Source organism: Candidatus Thiodiazotropha sp. CDECU1 (assembly GCF_963455295.1).
In the GTDB taxonomy this organism is placed as follows: Bacteria; Pseudomonadota; Gammaproteobacteria; order Chromatiales; family Chromatiaceae; genus Thiodiazotropha.
On record NZ_OY734020.1, the window covers coordinates 3,284,975 to 3,300,435 of the forward strand.

Here is a 15,461-nt window from a genome sequence, read left to right on the forward strand (position 1 = left end):
TGAAATCTACTGATTTGCTCTTGACACAGACCGTCACTTTGCAGTGATCTAATCCCTCTACCTGGAGACCGACATTAGTATCTGACGGTGCAGAAGCAAAAAAATAAATGTTATATGTCTGTTGTCGATTCCCTGCTGCCGGAGAGTGGGTACTTGAGATGTTGTGAAGGTGATCACACTATTGAATCCTAACTGACACACTCTCTTCATGTACACCTGGTCACATCTGTGGCTCTACTGAACGTCCTCTATATAACCGCAACTTTTGGGATTTACCTCAAAATATATCACTATGATTAGGGATCTAGCGCTTTGACTCGCTTGATAATACTTTCTCATCTCAGCACCAGCAGCTTTATGTGCTGCATAAAACGCTGCATATATTTAACATTCCAATTATAATTTTCCTCAGGCATGGTCTTTTCAAGCATCTGCACTATGACGTAGACTCACAGGTTGGCAGAATGATGGAACATTCGTGGAAATCCAGCGAAATGTATGAGTCTTTTTTTGGCTTCAAAGATACACCCTTCAGATTGAGTGCGGACGAGAAGTTCCGCTATGCCCATAATAATTATCTGCGTGCCTCCGCTCATCTAGCCTATGCCCTGCAACAGGGTGAAGGTTTTGTCATGATAACCGGACAGCCTGGTTCCGGTAAGACAACATTGATCAGAGATGTCATATCGGAACTCGATAAAGCCAAATACCACTGCCTCAACCTTGTAACCAGCCAACTGCATGCGGAAGAACTCCTGAGAAAGGTGGCGCTCGAATTTGGACTACCTGCCGAGACTTATAATAAGGCAACACTCCTCACCAATATCAACAAATACCTCTCCGATTTGCACGAGCAGGGAAAACGCTCAGTGCTGTTTCTCGATGAGGCTCAAAACCTCTCTGTAAACGGGTTAGAGGAGTTACGACTGCTTTCCAACCTGCAAAAGGGGAAGTACTCCCTATTGCAAATAGTACTGGTCGGCCATGATGAGTTGCGGCGACTCTTACTCGGCCCTGACATGGAACATATCCAACAGAGACTCATTGCGAATTGCCAGATCGAGCCGCTGACACCAGAACAGACCAGAGAGTATATTACCCATCGAATGAAACTCGTTGACTGGCAGGATGATCCCAAGATCGAGGATGAGATTTTCCGGCTCTTCCACCTAGCGGCGCAAGGTGTACCGAGAAACATCAACCACTTGATGAGTCATTTATTACTCTTTGCCTATCTTGAAGAAAAACATCAGCTGATCGACGAAGATGCATTGACGGTCATAGAGGAATTGATTGATCAAGAGCGCATTACTCTGGCCGGCGAGGAGAGCTTCCAAAACTTTGTTAGTAAATATCATGAACAAAAACAGCAGGTATTGAGCCATGCAGTTGGCCATCAAGCGACTGTTGCGATACCCACCCATGAAGGCAAGCATTGGGATCAGGGACAACTGGCAGATTACAATAACCATCCCCGTACAATCAGTGAAAAACCAACTCCAGCTAACGATCTAGCTCCACCCGACAGCGATACCAAGCTTGAATCACCCGATTCCGAGTGGTTTCTATGGCGAGATGAAGACCCTGTTGACATTGACACCGACATCACTGCATTAGTAGAGGATGACACATCAGACATCGACCAGCTTCCTTTTGATGAACCAACGATAGAATCTACCAAACAGGATAACGAACCTGCACTTACGCTTCCCAATGCCGACGAGATCTGGCATGGCTCAATGGAGTCAGTAGATATGACATCCTTCTTTCCTGACAATCAGCGGGAAAGATCTTCCTTCTCTGCTGAAGAAACCATCTATCAATCACCCACCCATTTGGATAATAGTCAAGTTACGGAAGATCGTGATCATCGATGGGGTGGAGTATGGTTTATGTCCAGCGGAAAGCGGTCGATGCCATCTGGCTGGAATCAAAATCGTAATGCTTCCACGACAACCACAAACAGACTCCCGCCTGCTTCAATACTGAATACAACACACAATATCAATGTCGACGAGAACCTTCGAATACCTTCAGTATTGGTTGATGACTGTCCTGAAATCATCTTAACCCGCAGTGAAGGCTCTGATCATCCTCAACAAACAACAATCAAGAAAAATTCCTTACTCAAATCAATCATGCATGTGATCATTTGGGTCACCGTCGGTTTGATTGCAATGCTCATGATGAGACAAGTTCCCGATCAATTAAAAGCATTTTTACATGACCAGGAGCCACAGTTAATCAGTCCACAAAATGGAACACAGGATAGCCCACCCGAATTGGCGCCCAAGAAAGACCCAGCCTCAGATCTATCCAAGGAGTCGTTGACGGTAGTTAATGAAAAGTCAAATATGGAGACTTCCCCATTACCCCCACAAGCAGAAACGGTTGAAGTTAAGAAGCAGAAAGATGAAATCGAGGCAAGTGATACATTAGTCGCTGAGGAATCATCATTGCAAGTGGGACAATCAGATGTCAGCTCGTACGAGAATATTGAACTGGCCACACGCTACATAGTCTATTTCGACTTCAATAAAGCCGCCATACCATCTGAATATCAACCTCTGCTGAAATCGATCCGTGACAAAATGTTGCTTGAGACGAGCAGCTTCCTGAAAATCACCGGTTATGCTGACTCTCAAGGTAATGGAAACTACAACTATCGCCTCTCATTAAAGCGAGCGGAGGCCGTAAAAAAGTATTTCACACTGCGCGGCATTGCTGATGACCGATTTCAAGTGACGGCAGTCGGGTCAGTCCAAAGTGGCTCGTCATGGTTGGAGAGCATCGACGCAAGAAAGGTGGTGAGGCGAGTTGAAGTAATACTTTTCCCAACACAATAAGAGAAGACTGGCGATAGTCATATTGACACGTCAATTAAAGCAACAATCGTCAAAACGCAGGCTTGTCGCCGCATAAATCTATTATTCGATATGCTCGGGCCTAGCGTTTGATTTTGCGCAGTGTTCTCTCTGTCCAGAAACTATTTTTGCGATTGCTGTTTATCTCTACCACTTTGCGTGGTATTACGGCCAAGCTCTCCAGACCTGTTCTGAGATCGATGCCATACCAATACTTCCAGAACAATGCTCTCGGGTCACCCTCCCCTTCTGTATTTACCAGTCCCCAATCCCTGTCGATAATCTTGATCAGTCTATTATTCTTATAATAGAGAGTCCGATAATCGGCAAAGCTATTTGTATCCACATAACTGATCCGATAATCGTACCACCAATTCTTAAATTTAGTTGTACTCTTCAGCCCAAAGACTTCTCTGTCCAGTTGACGACAGCTGCGCTCTGGTACACGTTCAGTATAACGAAATAATTTTCCTTCCAGCTCATCCATCATACCTAGGCAGGTGCGCATCTTTTTCCTGCCCAACAGCTCATGTGTCTCATCCTCAGGCTTACGCAGTGTCACATCACCAAAGGTAAAGACACTGCCACCCCAGGCATCTTCCTGACGCGGCTGGGCGAAGCGTCTGATCTTGCGCAATCTGGGGAGCCATACCATATAATCCTTGCTCTTCTTTTCATTCTTGTATTCAGTGACCAGCATGCCAGTACCACGCAGATTTCCTGAGTGGAAGATCGCCAGATCGCGGGAGCGGATGGCATCATCCTGGTCATAATTATTGTTCAGATGGCGCTCCACTGCGATGGTTATTGGGCTGCCATTTTCTGCCTTATTTACCAGTACACTAAGGGTACGACCACGGCGCTTGATGGAAAAGTTAGAAAAGGCATAGAAGTGATTGGCGAAATAGACCTGCTTGGCAATATCTTCCGCATCCAGTTCTGCATCGGCCGCCGGATAAGCAAGGTTTCTATCCACATCCGCCTGGGTTTGGACCGAATACCATCCGAGAAACAGGAATACAAAGACACTGATATTCAAAGAGAGATTGTTTTTTGTCATACTCCGCTCCATAACTTATTCAAGCTGATTATCTCACCCAGGGACTTACTTTTTCACTTCACGGGTATATTTGAAGATATCCTGCTTGACGCGTTCCAGGTCTCCTGTTGCCAGATAGTCCTTAAGTAATCGCTCCTTGTATTCGCCGGGTAGCTTCTTATAGAAAATATAACTACCGGGAGACTTGTTCTGTAAATGATCTGAAAAGCCATTCAAATCCATCAGCTTGGTTGATTCACTATCTGCACTGCCCAACCAGCTGGAGTCGGCAGGCGGATTGAACTCATTGGTGGTGAATTCTGCTACATCAGCCTCGACGGCATCTATGTAACCAGCATCGATACCGAAGGCCTTACCTGATTGGCAAAGAAAAATCGATAGACAGCAGGAAAGTGCTATGCGCATCCGAATCGATCCAAAATACATGGAAACACTCCTAAAAATGGTCACTGTATATTTTAAACATCGTTTTGTATTTTTTTTGCTATGGAGTTCCGACTTTGCTCAAACTGAACCCACCATCCGGTGCTGGCATCAACCACTGAAAACAGGCCTTAGTCGAAATGTTAACAAACCAGATATTTTGCACTCATTCACATAAATAGCGAGTATCATAGTTCAGTTTACGCATACCGTGCTATAAGGAATTGAATGATTATACTAAGGTATGCGGCTGAATGGATTCAGAAATAATGTTGCAACAGTTATCTCTTATCTTGCAGTCATCTTCAAAGATCACTGTTGGGCCAGAGCATCGAAAAGCAAAATTAAGTCCCCTCAAATATGGTCCTATCGTAGGACGCGGTCTCTACTTTTTCATGGCACTCCTCAATTCCAAAGATATCTATCGTATGGAGCGGGATACACTATCTCAATTCAAGAGCTTAATCAGGACTCACCCGGAAGCCATTCCTAGTGTCTTATGGCCCTATCAATGCTCGAGTTGGAATATATCGTCAAGAGTCAACCATCTCTATAACCACTTCGTAACCCTATCCGAGCTCAAGTATGAGATTGATTACAAAGCAAACCGTCAACATGTCCTCGTAGATGGACACCAAATATACCCTAGACTTAGTATAGTAATTGACAAAAATGACCTATTCATGAGGGAGGGCATGATCACCCTTAATCTATTTATCGGTCATGATCGGGTCTTCACGATAGCCTTCTCGTTTCACAAAAACAAACAGGGACAAGTCTGCGCCATCATTGGTGCCATACAAGGTCGGCGTATGAAGGGTATCACAGACCTCTACCGGGAGATGACAAAAAAAACCTATGGCATCAGGCCGCGGGACCTGATGATTGAGGTTTTTCAGATGCTGTGCCGATTGTCTGGAGTGAATAGAATATATGCCGTGTCTGAATCCCATAGGCAACATAGGCATCCTTTTTACTGTTTGAAAGACAAAATGAGTGAACCGAGTGTTAACTATGATGAAGTCTGGTCTGATCGCAGCGGCATCCGCTGTAATGATGCCTTTTTTGAACTTCCCTTAAAACCACCAAGAAAACCTTTGAGCAACATCGTCTCAAAGAAACGATCCATGTATCGAAACCGCTACTCCTTACTTCAAAGGCTTGAAAAGGAGATAGGAAGCGGCCTGATAATGCTCGGATCCCGGATACGAGATAGTGAGCAACACTGCTCTACGGCCCCGTCGCAAGGGTTAAATCACCGTCACATAAACCGGACAGACAGCGCCATTTCGCAAAATCCCACATAATTCCGATTGTCAACGGCATTGGTAATAATAACAATTTTACATTTCTGCCCTTGATGGGACTTTAATTCTTGCTATAAAGACAAGGGTGGACAAGATTTCATATTTCTATGGATTCGTTAGAAATATGGAACATCCCGATGCAGATGCTGACCGGCTGGTGAAAAGCCTCCGATTGTCCTTCAAAGCCTTTCAAGCCACCGGTCAGCGTCTGCGCCCAAACAGCACAAGTCACATTCGAGAGTAGCAAACACAAATAAACTACTTACAAGTCTAAAACCCAGCGACACCAAGGACAAAACACCTCTTCACCAAATCTCTTAGTATCCACGACTCGCTAATTGGTTTATCCGATAAGTGCCATACACATCACCACTGACCAATGCTATAGGGGAAGGGAGGATTAGATGCTATGTCGGAATGTAGAATCAAAGACAACGAATGGAGGGAATCAGTCGAGCTGTGATCTCTTGATCCAATAATGATGATTGTTTGGACTAGGGCCTGTTAACACTAATCCGATAGGCCCTAGAGGTCTCTCAATATACCGACAGCATTGCGTAGTTTCCCATGTAGTGCTTTGATCTCTTTGTCATTGAGACCGTGAAGCATCTGTCGCTCCAGCTGGGAGATCACCTGGTTGCAACGGGCTAGCAGACGCTTACCCTCTGAGGTCAGACTGATATGGATGATGCGTCCATGATTGGGATCGGGTTTACGTATGATCCAACCGTTCTTCTCCATCCCCTTTATCAGCTCGTTGGCAGCCTGAGGGGAAACCATGGTGCGTTCGGCCAACTTGGCGTTGGAAAGCTTCCCGCTGCTGCAAAAAACTGAGAGAGCGGTATATTGCCCTATCGTCAGTCCCATCGGGTCAAGCGCCTTGCGGAAACTCCGTCTCAATGCCCGATCCAGGCGTCCGACCATATAGGCCACGCCCAAAGGAGTGTCCGCTTGGTTCTGCAGTTCGTCAAGCTCTATAAAATCCACTGAATCATCGGATGGTTGACAATCAATTGGCATCTCTCTCGAATCCCCTTCTCCAATCCTAAGTAATACAGTTGTATATTTTTACATCAGTGAAAAGCGGAGCATAGAGCATTTTGTTATATCAATCTAATTGATATATTGCTCTGCGTCAGACAGGGCCCAGTAATCCAGCTGCCATCGGGCGACCATAGAGGATACTGTCGATCACCATCGGTATAGATGGGGCTCTCCTGCCTGCTGTTGTCGCATGGAGGACCCGGCACCCAAACCCCCAGACAATCGCCAGTGATACCGAAACCGACACCGACACCGACACCGACACCGAAGAGATCTGAACGCGCCACGCGTACCCATTACCAGGGGAATTGGCTACACTTATTCCCACCAGCATGAATTGACATAAGGAGATGGCAATGCCATTCACTCTGATCTCCAACGCATTCTCCGACGGTGATGGAATACCCGTCGAATACACCTGCCAAGGCGCCGACCTATCGCCCCAGCTGGCATGGGGCGGGGTGCCGGAGAATACCCGAAGCCTGGTGCTGATCGTTGACGATCCTGACGCCCCCGATCCCATGGCGCCGAAAATGGTCTGGGTCCATTGGGTGCTCTACAACCTGCCACCCGAAACCCGCGAGTTGACAACAGCGATCAAGCCTGCCGCCCTTCCAAGCGGGACCGGTGAAGGTATCAATGACTGGAACCGAACCGGCTATGGTGGCCCCTGTCCACCGATCGGCCGTCATCGCTACTTTCATAAACTCTATGCCCTGGACAGCGTATTACAAGGTCTCGATAAACCGACCAAGGTCGAGGTGGAACTCGCTATGAAAGGACATGTCATCGGTGAGGCGGTACTGATGGGAACCTATATCAAATCTGCCTGATCACCTGTCAGGCTCAGCCATGGGAAGGGGAACATGAGAATCGTGAAAGTTACTGAGAAGTTTTTTTAGTGTTGAACATTGAGTTATCCAGACCACGCTTCTCGTTCCTTGGTCATTTGTTGCGTCTTCTGTGGCAAAAGAATTATGATGAGAGAATCAAAAGAGTCATGAAAGAAGCGAACCCATCCATTAATAATTAAAGACTCAACACTTAAAACTACTAAGAAAGTCGCTAATGCGATGGCTGGGCAAACCGGGCAACCGTGCAATGTATGGATCGACTCACTTTGCCGCTTTACGCAGCCAGGAGAGAGGCCATGGTGAACCAATTGAGTGATAGCGCCTACAGCCTTGGGGAGGAGATAGCCCATGCCGTCACCCATGGCATCGGGATTGTACTGAGCATTGCCGGTCTTGTGGTTCTGGTGGCCTTCGCCTCGCTATATGGTAATGCCTGGCATATCACCAGCAGCAGTATCTATGGGGCCACCCTTATTCTGCTCTATACCGCCTCGACTCTTTACCATGGCATCCCCCAGCCGAGAGTGAAGCGGGTGCTGCAGCGCATCGATCATGCAGCCATCTTTATGCTCATCGCCGGTACCTATACGCCCTATACCCTGGTCAATTTACGCGGAGAGTGGGGCTGGACCCTGTTTGGGCTGGTGTGGGGTTTTGCCATCCTCGGTGTGCTACTTGAGACGCTTGTCAAACAGCGTATCAAATGGCTATCTCTGAGCCTCTATCTTGGGCTTGGCTGGTTGGCCATAATCGCCATCAAACCGTTGATCGATAACGTGGCCACCGGCGGATTGGTTCTGCTGCTGGCCGGCGGGCTCTGCTACTCCCTGGGGGTGGTTTTCTACCTCTGGAAACGCCTCGCCTACCACCATGCGGTGTGGCATCTGTTTGTGATGGCTGGTAGCCTGCTCCACTTCTTTTCCATCTTATTCTACGTACTTCCGCCGACAGCGGGCTGATTATATTGCAACCATCATGGAACAGAAGTCTTGCAGCAGAATTCCAAGCAGCGGGGCTCTCGTCGGAACTGCTAAAACAACCCGTACACAGCCATAAAGACTCAGCTTAAATAATGACCGGACCGGTCTGGCGCCTGTTCCAGTTCGCCAGTGCTTGCTCCACACCGTGCAGACGATAGAGCAGTCCAATCCCTGGAGGCAGCTCGTCATCCTCGGGAACTGAGTATTGATTGGCATCGCTACTGTAAAGATCTGCGTCTATTACTGTTTTGATTCTAGTCTTGCCTCCGGTTTCGCAAGGAACACCAGGGGGATTGCAAAGGGCCCCAATAGAACCACAGCAAGATTCCGAGGAAAAGATGGCTTTACATGACGTATTCTTGCGATGTAGATGCAAATAACTGCGCTGATAAGCCAAATAATTACAGGTATATAGGCACTCATTGTATTCCTTTACACATTGTTAGGATTGCGATGATCAACTCTAAATGAAAGCGTAAACAATAAACGCCCCAAATAGTGACGCCAAAACACCCCCGACACGTCCGTACGGCTCAATCAATGAAAGAGCCCATGACATTAATCGTTTGAAATTTTCGCGACCCATCAAAGCTAGCGTTATGGCAGCAACAATTGCTAACCAACCGAGAATCTCGATGGCTATCGGATATCCGGATGATTCTGATTCGGATACCAATAAGATACCGAGGATCAATCTTACAACCACGGCAACTACTTGAAGCAAAGGCTTGTCGGAGTTATCCCTGATTGGCCCTAACAGGGTTTCCGGATTGATCAAAATGATCATACCGGCCAAAAGTATCAGTAAACCAAATATTATGATTACATAGATCATGATTTTTTACGCCCTAACATATCCATTAAAGCCCATGGTTATGTCAAAAAACACTTGCACTGTAGTGGCATAGTTATTTTGGCCACCTGATTAGGGTTGATATTATTACTCCAGACGATAAACAGGTGAACAAATGGCAATAACACGCAGGAGATTCAATCCTAGTATAGTATTCGAGAGGGAATATTCGAGGACACCCATCTATTGGACCGCCGCTTCAAGCCTCTATTACCCAACTGGTTGATACCCACTAAGCCATGACAAGACAATAACTACGCAACACCGCACGCTGGCCTCGGTGTCAGCTCTTCTCCTGCTGCCGAGAAGATTTATGTGGGTCTCCTTTACTCCTGCGCCAGGTGTCGGTGATACGCTGGCCTATACACTTTTAGCCGATCTCCCAGAGTTAGGCTCACTAAGCAACAAACAGGTAGCGGCCCTGGTCGGTGTTGCACCGATCAACCGAGATAGTGGAAAGTCACGTGGTAAGCGGCGCATCAAAGGCGGTAGAGCTGGTGTTCGCACAACGCTTTATATGGCCACATTAAGTGCCACCCAATGCAATCCAATCCTACGTGCTTTTTATCGACAACTCGTTGATCAAGGCAAGCATAAGAAGGTTGCTCTGACGGCATGCATGTGTAAGTTTGTAACCATGTTGAATGCCATGGTAAGGGACCAAGTTGCTTGGGCTTACTGATCATTAATCGCAGGGTTGACGCCACAGTCGCTTGTTAGGCGATATTTGACTCATCGGATTCGATAGCCGGCATGGCACGCAACACAAGCTGCCGTTACCTCAGAGAGTGCTTTATAAGCAGGCAAAGCCTCTCCTTCTTGTGCTTTTATTGCGAAACGACTTGCAGCTTTATGCATACTTGTACCAGCATGACGCATACCCTCTGGCATGAACTTAGCCATGTGGCTAGCGCCATGGGATTCTAAAGAACTCATACCCAAACGTGATTCAGCTATTTCTGCCGCTTTGTCGAGTTCATCATTTGCCATATTTGCGAGTATTTCATTTATTGCAACCAAGTGATCTCGCATATTTGACATCATGTGCTGTTGCATCATTTCTGGTAGCTCTACCAGTTGCCGAGTATCATCTTCGGCTTGCGCGATACCGAACAATAAATGGCTTATAAGCGCAGCCGATAGCAATACTTCTTTTTTCATGTGATTTCCTCGTTGTTTTTACTCCTAACGACAGCACTCACCCGAGCTGGGAATAAATAGGACATCCATCCATAATTTGCCAAAAACCGTAAAGTCTGGCAATCTCTAACCCACATCAGCTATCAAGGAGTGATACGATGCCCAAGCCAAGGAAAGCCCTTGTTCTACTGGAAGAAACCCCCTATTACCACTGCGTCTCCCGCTGCGTGCGCCGCGCCTTCCTCTGCGGTGTGGATGCCCATACCGGCAAAAGTTATAAACATCGGCGCCAGTGGATCGTCGATCGCATGAAACTGCTGACTGATGTTTTCGCCATCGACCTCTGCGCCTATGCCGTGATGTCGAATCACTACCATGTCATCCTCCATGTGGATACAGAACGAGCAGTCGAGTGGAGTGAGCAGGAGGTGATCACACGCTGGGAGCGTCTCTTCTCGCTGCCTGTACTCGTCCAACGTTATCTCTCTCAGGACACCATTACCCGTGCAGAGCAGGAAACGGTGTCGGAACTACTGACAAAATGGCGCAAACGGCTGCACGACATCAGCTGGTTCATGCGCTGTCTCAACTAACCGATTGCCCGCCAAGCCAACCAAGAGGACGATTGCACCGGTCGCTACTGGGAGGGCCGCTACAAATCCCAGGCCCTGCTGGATGAAAAGGCGCTGATGGCCTGCATGGCCTATGTGGACCTCAATCCGGTCAGGGCAGGGCTGGCACAGTCACCGGAGACATCGGAATACACCTCCATTGCAGAACGGACAGATCAACTCAAACGCGTTCAGAAACCTCTCGACGATAATGAATCACCCGACGGCCTAGCGCCCTTCGTCGGCTACCCTCGCCAGGATATGCCCAAGGGCCTGCCGTTTCGGCTAACTGACTATCTTGCGCTGGTCGATTGGACAGGGCGTGCCATCCTGGAAAACAAGCGCGGCTATATAGATGACAACCAACCGCCCATACTTGAGCGGTTACAGATCGATACCAAGCATTGGCTCTACATGACCCAGCATTTCGAGAGCCGCTTCAAGGGGCTGGTCGGCATGAGTCACAGGCTCATGGCCACCTGCCGGAAATTGGAGTATCGACGCACGCCGAATCTCGGGGCTGTGCGTCTATTGCTCACTTAAATAATACTCACCGATCCAAAACCAACTGCATCAGCGCAAGCTGAGGTATCACTGCGGCCTACTCTGCGTGTTTTCTATATCTCGTCGCATATCACTAACACCCATCAAGTGGTTTTATCAGAAAAAGACGTAAGACTTTAGTGCGGGTACCTAGATGGCACAAGCATCTCGTTCTGTTGTCTGTTATATTTTAGGAATGGGTGTCTGGTTTATTTCTTTTTGGCAACGGCTGGATTTGACTGGTTAGAAGGATTTATTCCTGCATGTCGCAACTTCATAATTAAATTGGCAATTCCACTAGAACCTAGTAATAGTATAATCACGACCACAAACTCTCCTATTGTTGCGTAAATACTTGCAACTTGATCAATATTTAACTCTATACGTGAACCCTCAAATGATATTGAGTATTTCCAAACGTAAAACCAATAAATTGCATCAGATACCACATAAAAGAGAAAATATACTCCTAAGATTATGAGGCCGCAGATCAATAACTCATTACTATTCCATTCGGTAGCTTTGATAGTTGAATTGTTTTTTGGAATTATTTTCTTCGCGACAGACAGTGGGAAATGCCATAGTAATAATGCAATAACAAATATTAGAACTGTTATCCCCGTAAACGCATATACCGCTCCCTGCATTTCTTCCTGGTTAAAATAAGCAACCATGCCAGGTAAGTTTTTCAGGCCGTATATTGCAAGAGCTACTGAAAACAATCGAACTGCTATTGCAACGATTTCATCTTTACCCATAACCTATCCTTCTAACAGCTTTATTAACGAGACCCCGTGTCTCAATGGTATGGACTCCTCCACCTTAAGCTGAAATCTCGCTAAAGTGACAGGTCGACCAAAACCAACGGAGCCCATACCATGAAAAATATTACCACAATCACCATAGACCTCGCCAAAGACGTGTTCCAAGTTGCTGTTTTTAAAAAATAAAGAAATAAATAGGACATCCATCCATAATTGAAATAAATAGGACATCCATCCATAATTTGCCAAAAACCGTAACCCAGCTTCAAGGTGAAAGTACACCACACTTTTCAGTATAGACTTCTATTGGTGTCTTGAAGTTTAAACATTTCCTTGGACGGTTATTTAATGCTGATTCTACCTCCTTTATCTTGGAGTAATGTATTTGAGAAAAATCAGTACCCTTTGGGAGATATCGACGTATTAACCCGTTTATCTGTTCGACCGCTCCTTTCTCCCAGCTATGGTATGGCTGACAGAAATATGAGTCACACTTAAAAGCTTCATTCACTTGAAGGTGCCTGGCGTTTTCAGGGCCATTATCATACGTAATAGACTTAATATATTTATCTGGAAAAATGGAGAGTCTTTTTTCAATTGCATGAAAAGTGTCTATGGATTTCTTTGATGAGAGTTTCGTAATCTGCGCGAGTCTTGAGCTACGTTCGAGTAGTACATTAAGCCCACTCTTCCTACCCTTGGATTCAATAGAATCGCTCTCCCAATGCCCAATTTCCAGTCGATTTTTTATCTCTTCTGGTCTGTCGATAATACTGATTTTACTCGCTATTACAGAGTGAATAAATAGGATGAATAAATAGGACATCCATCCATAATTTGCCAAAAACCGTAAGAATAAATAGGACATCCATCCATAATTTGCCAAAAACCGTAAAGTCTGGCAATCTCTAACCCACATCAGCTATCAAGGAGTGATACGATGCCCAAGCCAAGGAAAGCCCTTGTTCTACTGGAAGAAACCCCCTATTACCACTGCGTCTCCCGCTGTGTGCGCCGCGCCTTCCTCTGCGGTGTGGACACCCATACCGGCAAAAGCTATGAACATCGCCGCCAATGGATCGTCGATCGTATGAAACTGCTGGCGGATGTTTTCGCCATCGACCTCTGCGCCTATGCCGTGATGTCGAATCACTACCATGTCATCCTCCACGTCGATACTGAACGTGCCGCCGAGTGGAGCGAGCAGGAGGTGATCACACGCTGGGAGCGTCTCTTCTCGCTCCCAGTGCTCGTGCAGCGTTATCTCTCTCAAGACGCCATTACCCGTGTAGAGCAGGAAACGGTTTCGGAACTGCTGACAAAATGGCGCAAACGGCTGCAAGACATCAGCTGGTTCATGCGCTGTCTCAACGAACCGATTGCCCGTCAGGCCAACCAAGAGGACGACTGCACCGGTCGCTACTGGGAGGGCCGCTACAAATCCCAGGCCCTGCTGGATGAAAAGGCCCTGATGGCCTGTATGGCCTATGTGGACCTCAATCCGGTCAGGGCAGGGGTGGCACAGACCCCGGAGGAATCCGACTACACCTCCATTGCAGAGCGGACAGATCAACTCAAACGCGTTCAGAAACCTCTCGACGATAATGAAACACTCTACGGCCTGGGATTTAAATAGGACATCCATCCATAATTTGCCAAAAACCGTAAAGTCTGGCAATCTCTAACCCACATCAGCTATCAAGGAGTGATACGATGCCCAAGCCAAGGAAAGCCCTTGTTCTACTGGAAGAAACCCCCTATTACCACTGCGTCTCCCGCTGCGTGCGCCGCGCCTTCCTCTGCGGTGTGGACACCCATACCGGCAAAAGCTATGAACATCGGCGCCAATGGATCGTCGATCGCATGAAACAGCTGGCGGAGATCTTCGCCATCGACCTCTGCGCCTATGCCGTGATGTCGAATCACTACCATGTCATCCTCCACGTCGATACTGAACGTGCCGCCGAGTGGAGCGAGCAGGAGGTGATCACACGCTGGGAGCGTCTCTTCTCGCTGCCTGTACTCGTCCAACGTTATCTCTCTCAGGACACCATTACCCGTGCAGAGCAGGAAACGGTGTCGGAACTACTGACAAAATGGCGCAAACGGCTGCAAGACATCAGCTGGTTCATGCGCTGTCTCAACGAACCGATTGCCCGTCAGGCCAACCAAGAGGACGACTGCACCGGACGCTACTGGGAGGGCCGCTACAAATCCCAGGCCCTGCTGGATGAAAAGGCCCTGATGGCCTGTATGGCCTATGTGGACCTCAATCCGGTCAGGGCAGGGGTGGCACAGACCCCGGAGGAATCCGACTACACCTCCATTGCAGAACGGACAGATCAACTCAAGCACAATCAGGATCGCACAGACAATAATGAAACACCCTACGGCCTGGCGCCCTTTGTCGGTTACCCTCGCCAGGACATGCCCAAGGGCCTGCCGTTTCGGCTCACTGACTATCTTGCGCTGGTCGATTGGACAGGGCGCGCCATCCTGGAAAACAAGCGCGGCTATATAGCTGACAACCAACCGCCCATACTTGAGCGGTTACAGATCGATACCAAGCATTGGCTCTACATGACCCAGCATTTCGAGAGCCGCTTCAAGGGGCTGGTCGGCATGAGTCACAGGCTCATGGCCACCTGCCGGAAATTGGAGTATCGGCGCACGCCGAATCTCGGGGCTGTGCGTCTATTGCTCACTTAAATAATACTCACCGATCCAAAACCAACTGCATCAGCGCAAGTTGAGGTATCACTGCGGCCGACTCTGCGTGTTTTCTATATTTAGTCCCATATCACTAACACCCATCAAGTGGTTTTCTCAGAAAAAGACGTAAGACTTTAGTGCGGGTAACTAGATGGCACAAGCATCTCGTTCTGTTGTCTGTTATATTTTAGGAATGGGTGTCTGGTTTATTGCACTAACACCCATCAAGTGGTTTTCTCAGAAAAAGACGTAAGACTTTAGTGCGGGTAACTAGATGGCACAAGCATCTCGTTCTGTTGTCTGTTA

At 47.5% G+C, this 15,461-nt stretch carries 15 protein-coding genes and 2 pseudogenes; 9 read left to right on the forward strand and 8 right to left on the reverse strand.

All coding sequences use genetic code 11. From position 1 onward, the window contains the following. The first annotated feature begins 464 nt into the window (after window positions 1-464). Window positions 465-2,846, forward strand: a complete 2,382-nt coding sequence (locus tag R2K28_RS14910) for an AAA family ATPase (RefSeq protein WP_316365593.1) — start codon at window positions 465-467, stop codon at window positions 2,844-2,846. A 100-nt stretch (window positions 2,847-2,946) separates the two neighbouring features. On the opposite strand, the gene R2K28_RS14915 is transcribed toward R2K28_RS14910, so the two are convergent. After that, window positions 2,947-3,924, reverse strand: a complete 978-nt coding sequence (locus tag R2K28_RS14915) for an outer membrane lipoprotein-sorting protein (protein WP_316365595.1) — start codon at window positions 3,922-3,924, stop codon at window positions 2,947-2,949. Window positions 3,925-3,969: 45 nt separating this feature from the next. Continuing rightward, window positions 3,970-4,350, reverse strand: coding sequence for a hypothetical protein (locus tag R2K28_RS14920; RefSeq protein ID WP_316365598.1), 381 nt, complete (start codon window positions 4,348-4,350; stop codon window positions 3,970-3,972). Window positions 4,351-4,775: 425 nt separating this feature from the next. On the opposite strand from R2K28_RS14920, the gene R2K28_RS14925 reads away from it, so the two are divergent. Beyond that, complete coding sequence (locus R2K28_RS14925; protein ID WP_316369752.1) at window positions 4,776-5,654, forward strand: DUF535 family protein; 879 nt, start codon at window positions 4,776-4,778, stop codon at window positions 5,652-5,654. 525 nt (window positions 5,655-6,179) lie between these two features. On the opposite strand, the gene R2K28_RS14930 is transcribed toward R2K28_RS14925, so the two are convergent. Then, the gene (locus R2K28_RS14930; RefSeq protein WP_316365600.1) at window positions 6,180-6,674 is read right to left on the reverse strand and encodes a MarR family winged helix-turn-helix transcriptional regulator; all 495 of its coding nucleotides are present in this window, start codon (window positions 6,672-6,674) and stop codon (window positions 6,180-6,182) included. Window positions 6,675-6,757: 83 nt separating this feature from the next. Beyond that, window positions 6,758-6,985, reverse strand: coding sequence for a hypothetical protein (locus tag R2K28_RS14935; protein ID WP_316365602.1), 228 nt, complete (start codon window positions 6,983-6,985; stop codon window positions 6,758-6,760). A 69-nt stretch (window positions 6,986-7,054) separates the two neighbouring features. Between R2K28_RS14935 and R2K28_RS14940 the strand changes: the two genes are divergently transcribed. Further along, window positions 7,055-7,531: a YbhB/YbcL family Raf kinase inhibitor-like protein gene (locus R2K28_RS14940; RefSeq protein WP_316365604.1), complete on the forward strand. Its 477-nt coding sequence runs from the start codon at window positions 7,055-7,057 to the stop codon at window positions 7,529-7,531. A 317-nt stretch (window positions 7,532-7,848) separates the two neighbouring features. Beyond that, entirely contained in the window at window positions 7,849-8,511 is a 663-nt protein-coding gene (gene trhA / locus R2K28_RS14945) for a PAQR family membrane homeostasis protein TrhA (protein ID WP_316365606.1), read from the forward strand. A gap of 484 nt (window positions 8,512-8,995) precedes the next feature. On the opposite strand, the gene R2K28_RS14950 is transcribed toward trhA, so the two are convergent. After that, window positions 8,996-9,367 (reverse strand): PigN domain-containing protein, encoded by a 372-nt coding sequence (locus R2K28_RS14950; RefSeq protein WP_316365608.1) that lies wholly within the window; start codon window positions 9,365-9,367, stop codon window positions 8,996-8,998. Between the two features lie 358 nt (window positions 9,368-9,725). Between R2K28_RS14950 and R2K28_RS14955 the strand changes: the two are divergent. Further along, window positions 9,726-10,067, forward strand: a pseudogene (locus R2K28_RS14955) (transposase); the annotation flags it as partial. A 50-nt stretch (window positions 10,068-10,117) separates the two neighbouring features. On the opposite strand, the gene R2K28_RS14960 reads toward R2K28_RS14955, so the two are convergent. Then, on the reverse strand, window positions 10,118-10,546 hold the full coding sequence (locus tag R2K28_RS14960; RefSeq protein WP_316365610.1) for a hypothetical protein: 429 nt from the start codon (window positions 10,544-10,546) through the stop codon (window positions 10,118-10,120). A gap of 137 nt (window positions 10,547-10,683) precedes the next feature. Here R2K28_RS14960 and R2K28_RS14965 point away from each other — a divergent pair, with 137 nt between their 5' ends. Together R2K28_RS14965 and R2K28_RS14970 are read left to right on the forward strand one after the other, a co-directional pair. After that, window positions 10,684-11,118 carry a hypothetical protein gene (locus tag R2K28_RS14965; protein WP_316365612.1) on the forward strand — a complete coding sequence of 145 codons (435 nt, stop codon included), beginning with the start codon at window positions 10,684-10,686 and terminating at the stop codon, window positions 11,116-11,118. A gap of 96 nt (window positions 11,119-11,214) precedes the next feature. Beyond that, on the forward strand, window positions 11,215-11,679 hold the full coding sequence (locus R2K28_RS14970; protein ID WP_316365614.1) for a hypothetical protein: 465 nt from the start codon (window positions 11,215-11,217) through the stop codon (window positions 11,677-11,679). Between the two features lie 209 nt (window positions 11,680-11,888). Here the strand turns inward: R2K28_RS14970 and R2K28_RS14975 are convergent, their stop codons facing one another. Continuing rightward, complete coding sequence (locus R2K28_RS14975; protein WP_316365616.1) at window positions 11,889-12,437, reverse strand: hypothetical protein; 549 nt, start codon at window positions 12,435-12,437, stop codon at window positions 11,889-11,891. 271 nt (window positions 12,438-12,708) lie between these two features. Beyond that, on the reverse strand, window positions 12,709-13,362 hold the full coding sequence (locus tag R2K28_RS20485) for an IS30 family transposase (protein WP_442871403.1): 654 nt from the start codon (window positions 13,360-13,362) through the stop codon (window positions 12,709-12,711). A 21-nt stretch (window positions 13,363-13,383) separates the two neighbouring features. Between R2K28_RS20485 and R2K28_RS14980 the strand changes: the two are divergent. Then, window positions 13,384-14,019: pseudogene (locus R2K28_RS14980) on the forward strand (transposase); the annotation flags it as partial. A 137-nt stretch (window positions 14,020-14,156) separates the two neighbouring features. After that, window positions 14,157-15,152, forward strand: a complete 996-nt coding sequence (locus tag R2K28_RS14985) for a transposase (RefSeq protein ID WP_316365618.1) — start codon at window positions 14,157-14,159, stop codon at window positions 15,150-15,152. Window positions 15,153-15,461: the final 309 nt, after the last annotated feature.

Bases quoted from the DNA above. Each gene is read 5' to 3' on its own strand.
- R2K28_RS14910 (WP_316365593.1), top strand. From the start codon at position 465: ATGATGGAACATTCGTGGAAATCCAGCGAAATGTATGAGTCTTTTTTT.
- R2K28_RS14915 (WP_316365595.1), bottom strand. From the start codon at position 3,924: ATGACAAAAAACAATCTCTCTTTGAATATCAGTGTCTTTGTATTCCTG.
- R2K28_RS14920 (WP_316365598.1), bottom strand. From the start codon at position 4,350: ATGTATTTTGGATCGATTCGGATGCGCATAGCACTTTCCTGCTGTCTA.
- R2K28_RS14925 (WP_316369752.1), top strand. From the start codon at position 4,776: ATGGAGCGGGATACACTATCTCAATTCAAGAGCTTAATCAGGACTCAC.
- R2K28_RS14930 (WP_316365600.1), bottom strand. From the start codon at position 6,674: ATGCCAATTGATTGTCAACCATCCGATGATTCAGTGGATTTTATAGAG.
- R2K28_RS14940 (WP_316365604.1), top strand. From the start codon at position 7,055: ATGCCATTCACTCTGATCTCCAACGCATTCTCCGACGGTGATGGAATA.
- trhA (WP_316365606.1), top strand. From the start codon at position 7,849: ATGGTGAACCAATTGAGTGATAGCGCCTACAGCCTTGGGGAGGAGATA.
- R2K28_RS14950 (WP_316365608.1), bottom strand. From the start codon at position 9,367: ATGATCTATGTAATCATAATATTTGGTTTACTGATACTTTTGGCCGGT.
- R2K28_RS14960 (WP_316365610.1), bottom strand. From the start codon at position 10,546: ATGAAAAAAGAAGTATTGCTATCGGCTGCGCTTATAAGCCATTTATTG.
- R2K28_RS14965 (WP_316365612.1), top strand. From the start codon at position 10,684: ATGCCCAAGCCAAGGAAAGCCCTTGTTCTACTGGAAGAAACCCCCTAT.
- R2K28_RS14970 (WP_316365614.1), top strand. From the start codon at position 11,215: ATGGCCTGCATGGCCTATGTGGACCTCAATCCGGTCAGGGCAGGGCTG.
- R2K28_RS14975 (WP_316365616.1), bottom strand. From the start codon at position 12,437: ATGGGTAAAGATGAAATCGTTGCAATAGCAGTTCGATTGTTTTCAGTA.
- R2K28_RS20485 (WP_442871403.1), bottom strand. From the start codon at position 13,362: ATGTGGGTTAGAGATTGCCAGACTTTACGGTTTTTGGCAAATTATGGA.
- R2K28_RS14985 (WP_316365618.1), top strand. From the start codon at position 14,157: ATGCCCAAGCCAAGGAAAGCCCTTGTTCTACTGGAAGAAACCCCCTAT.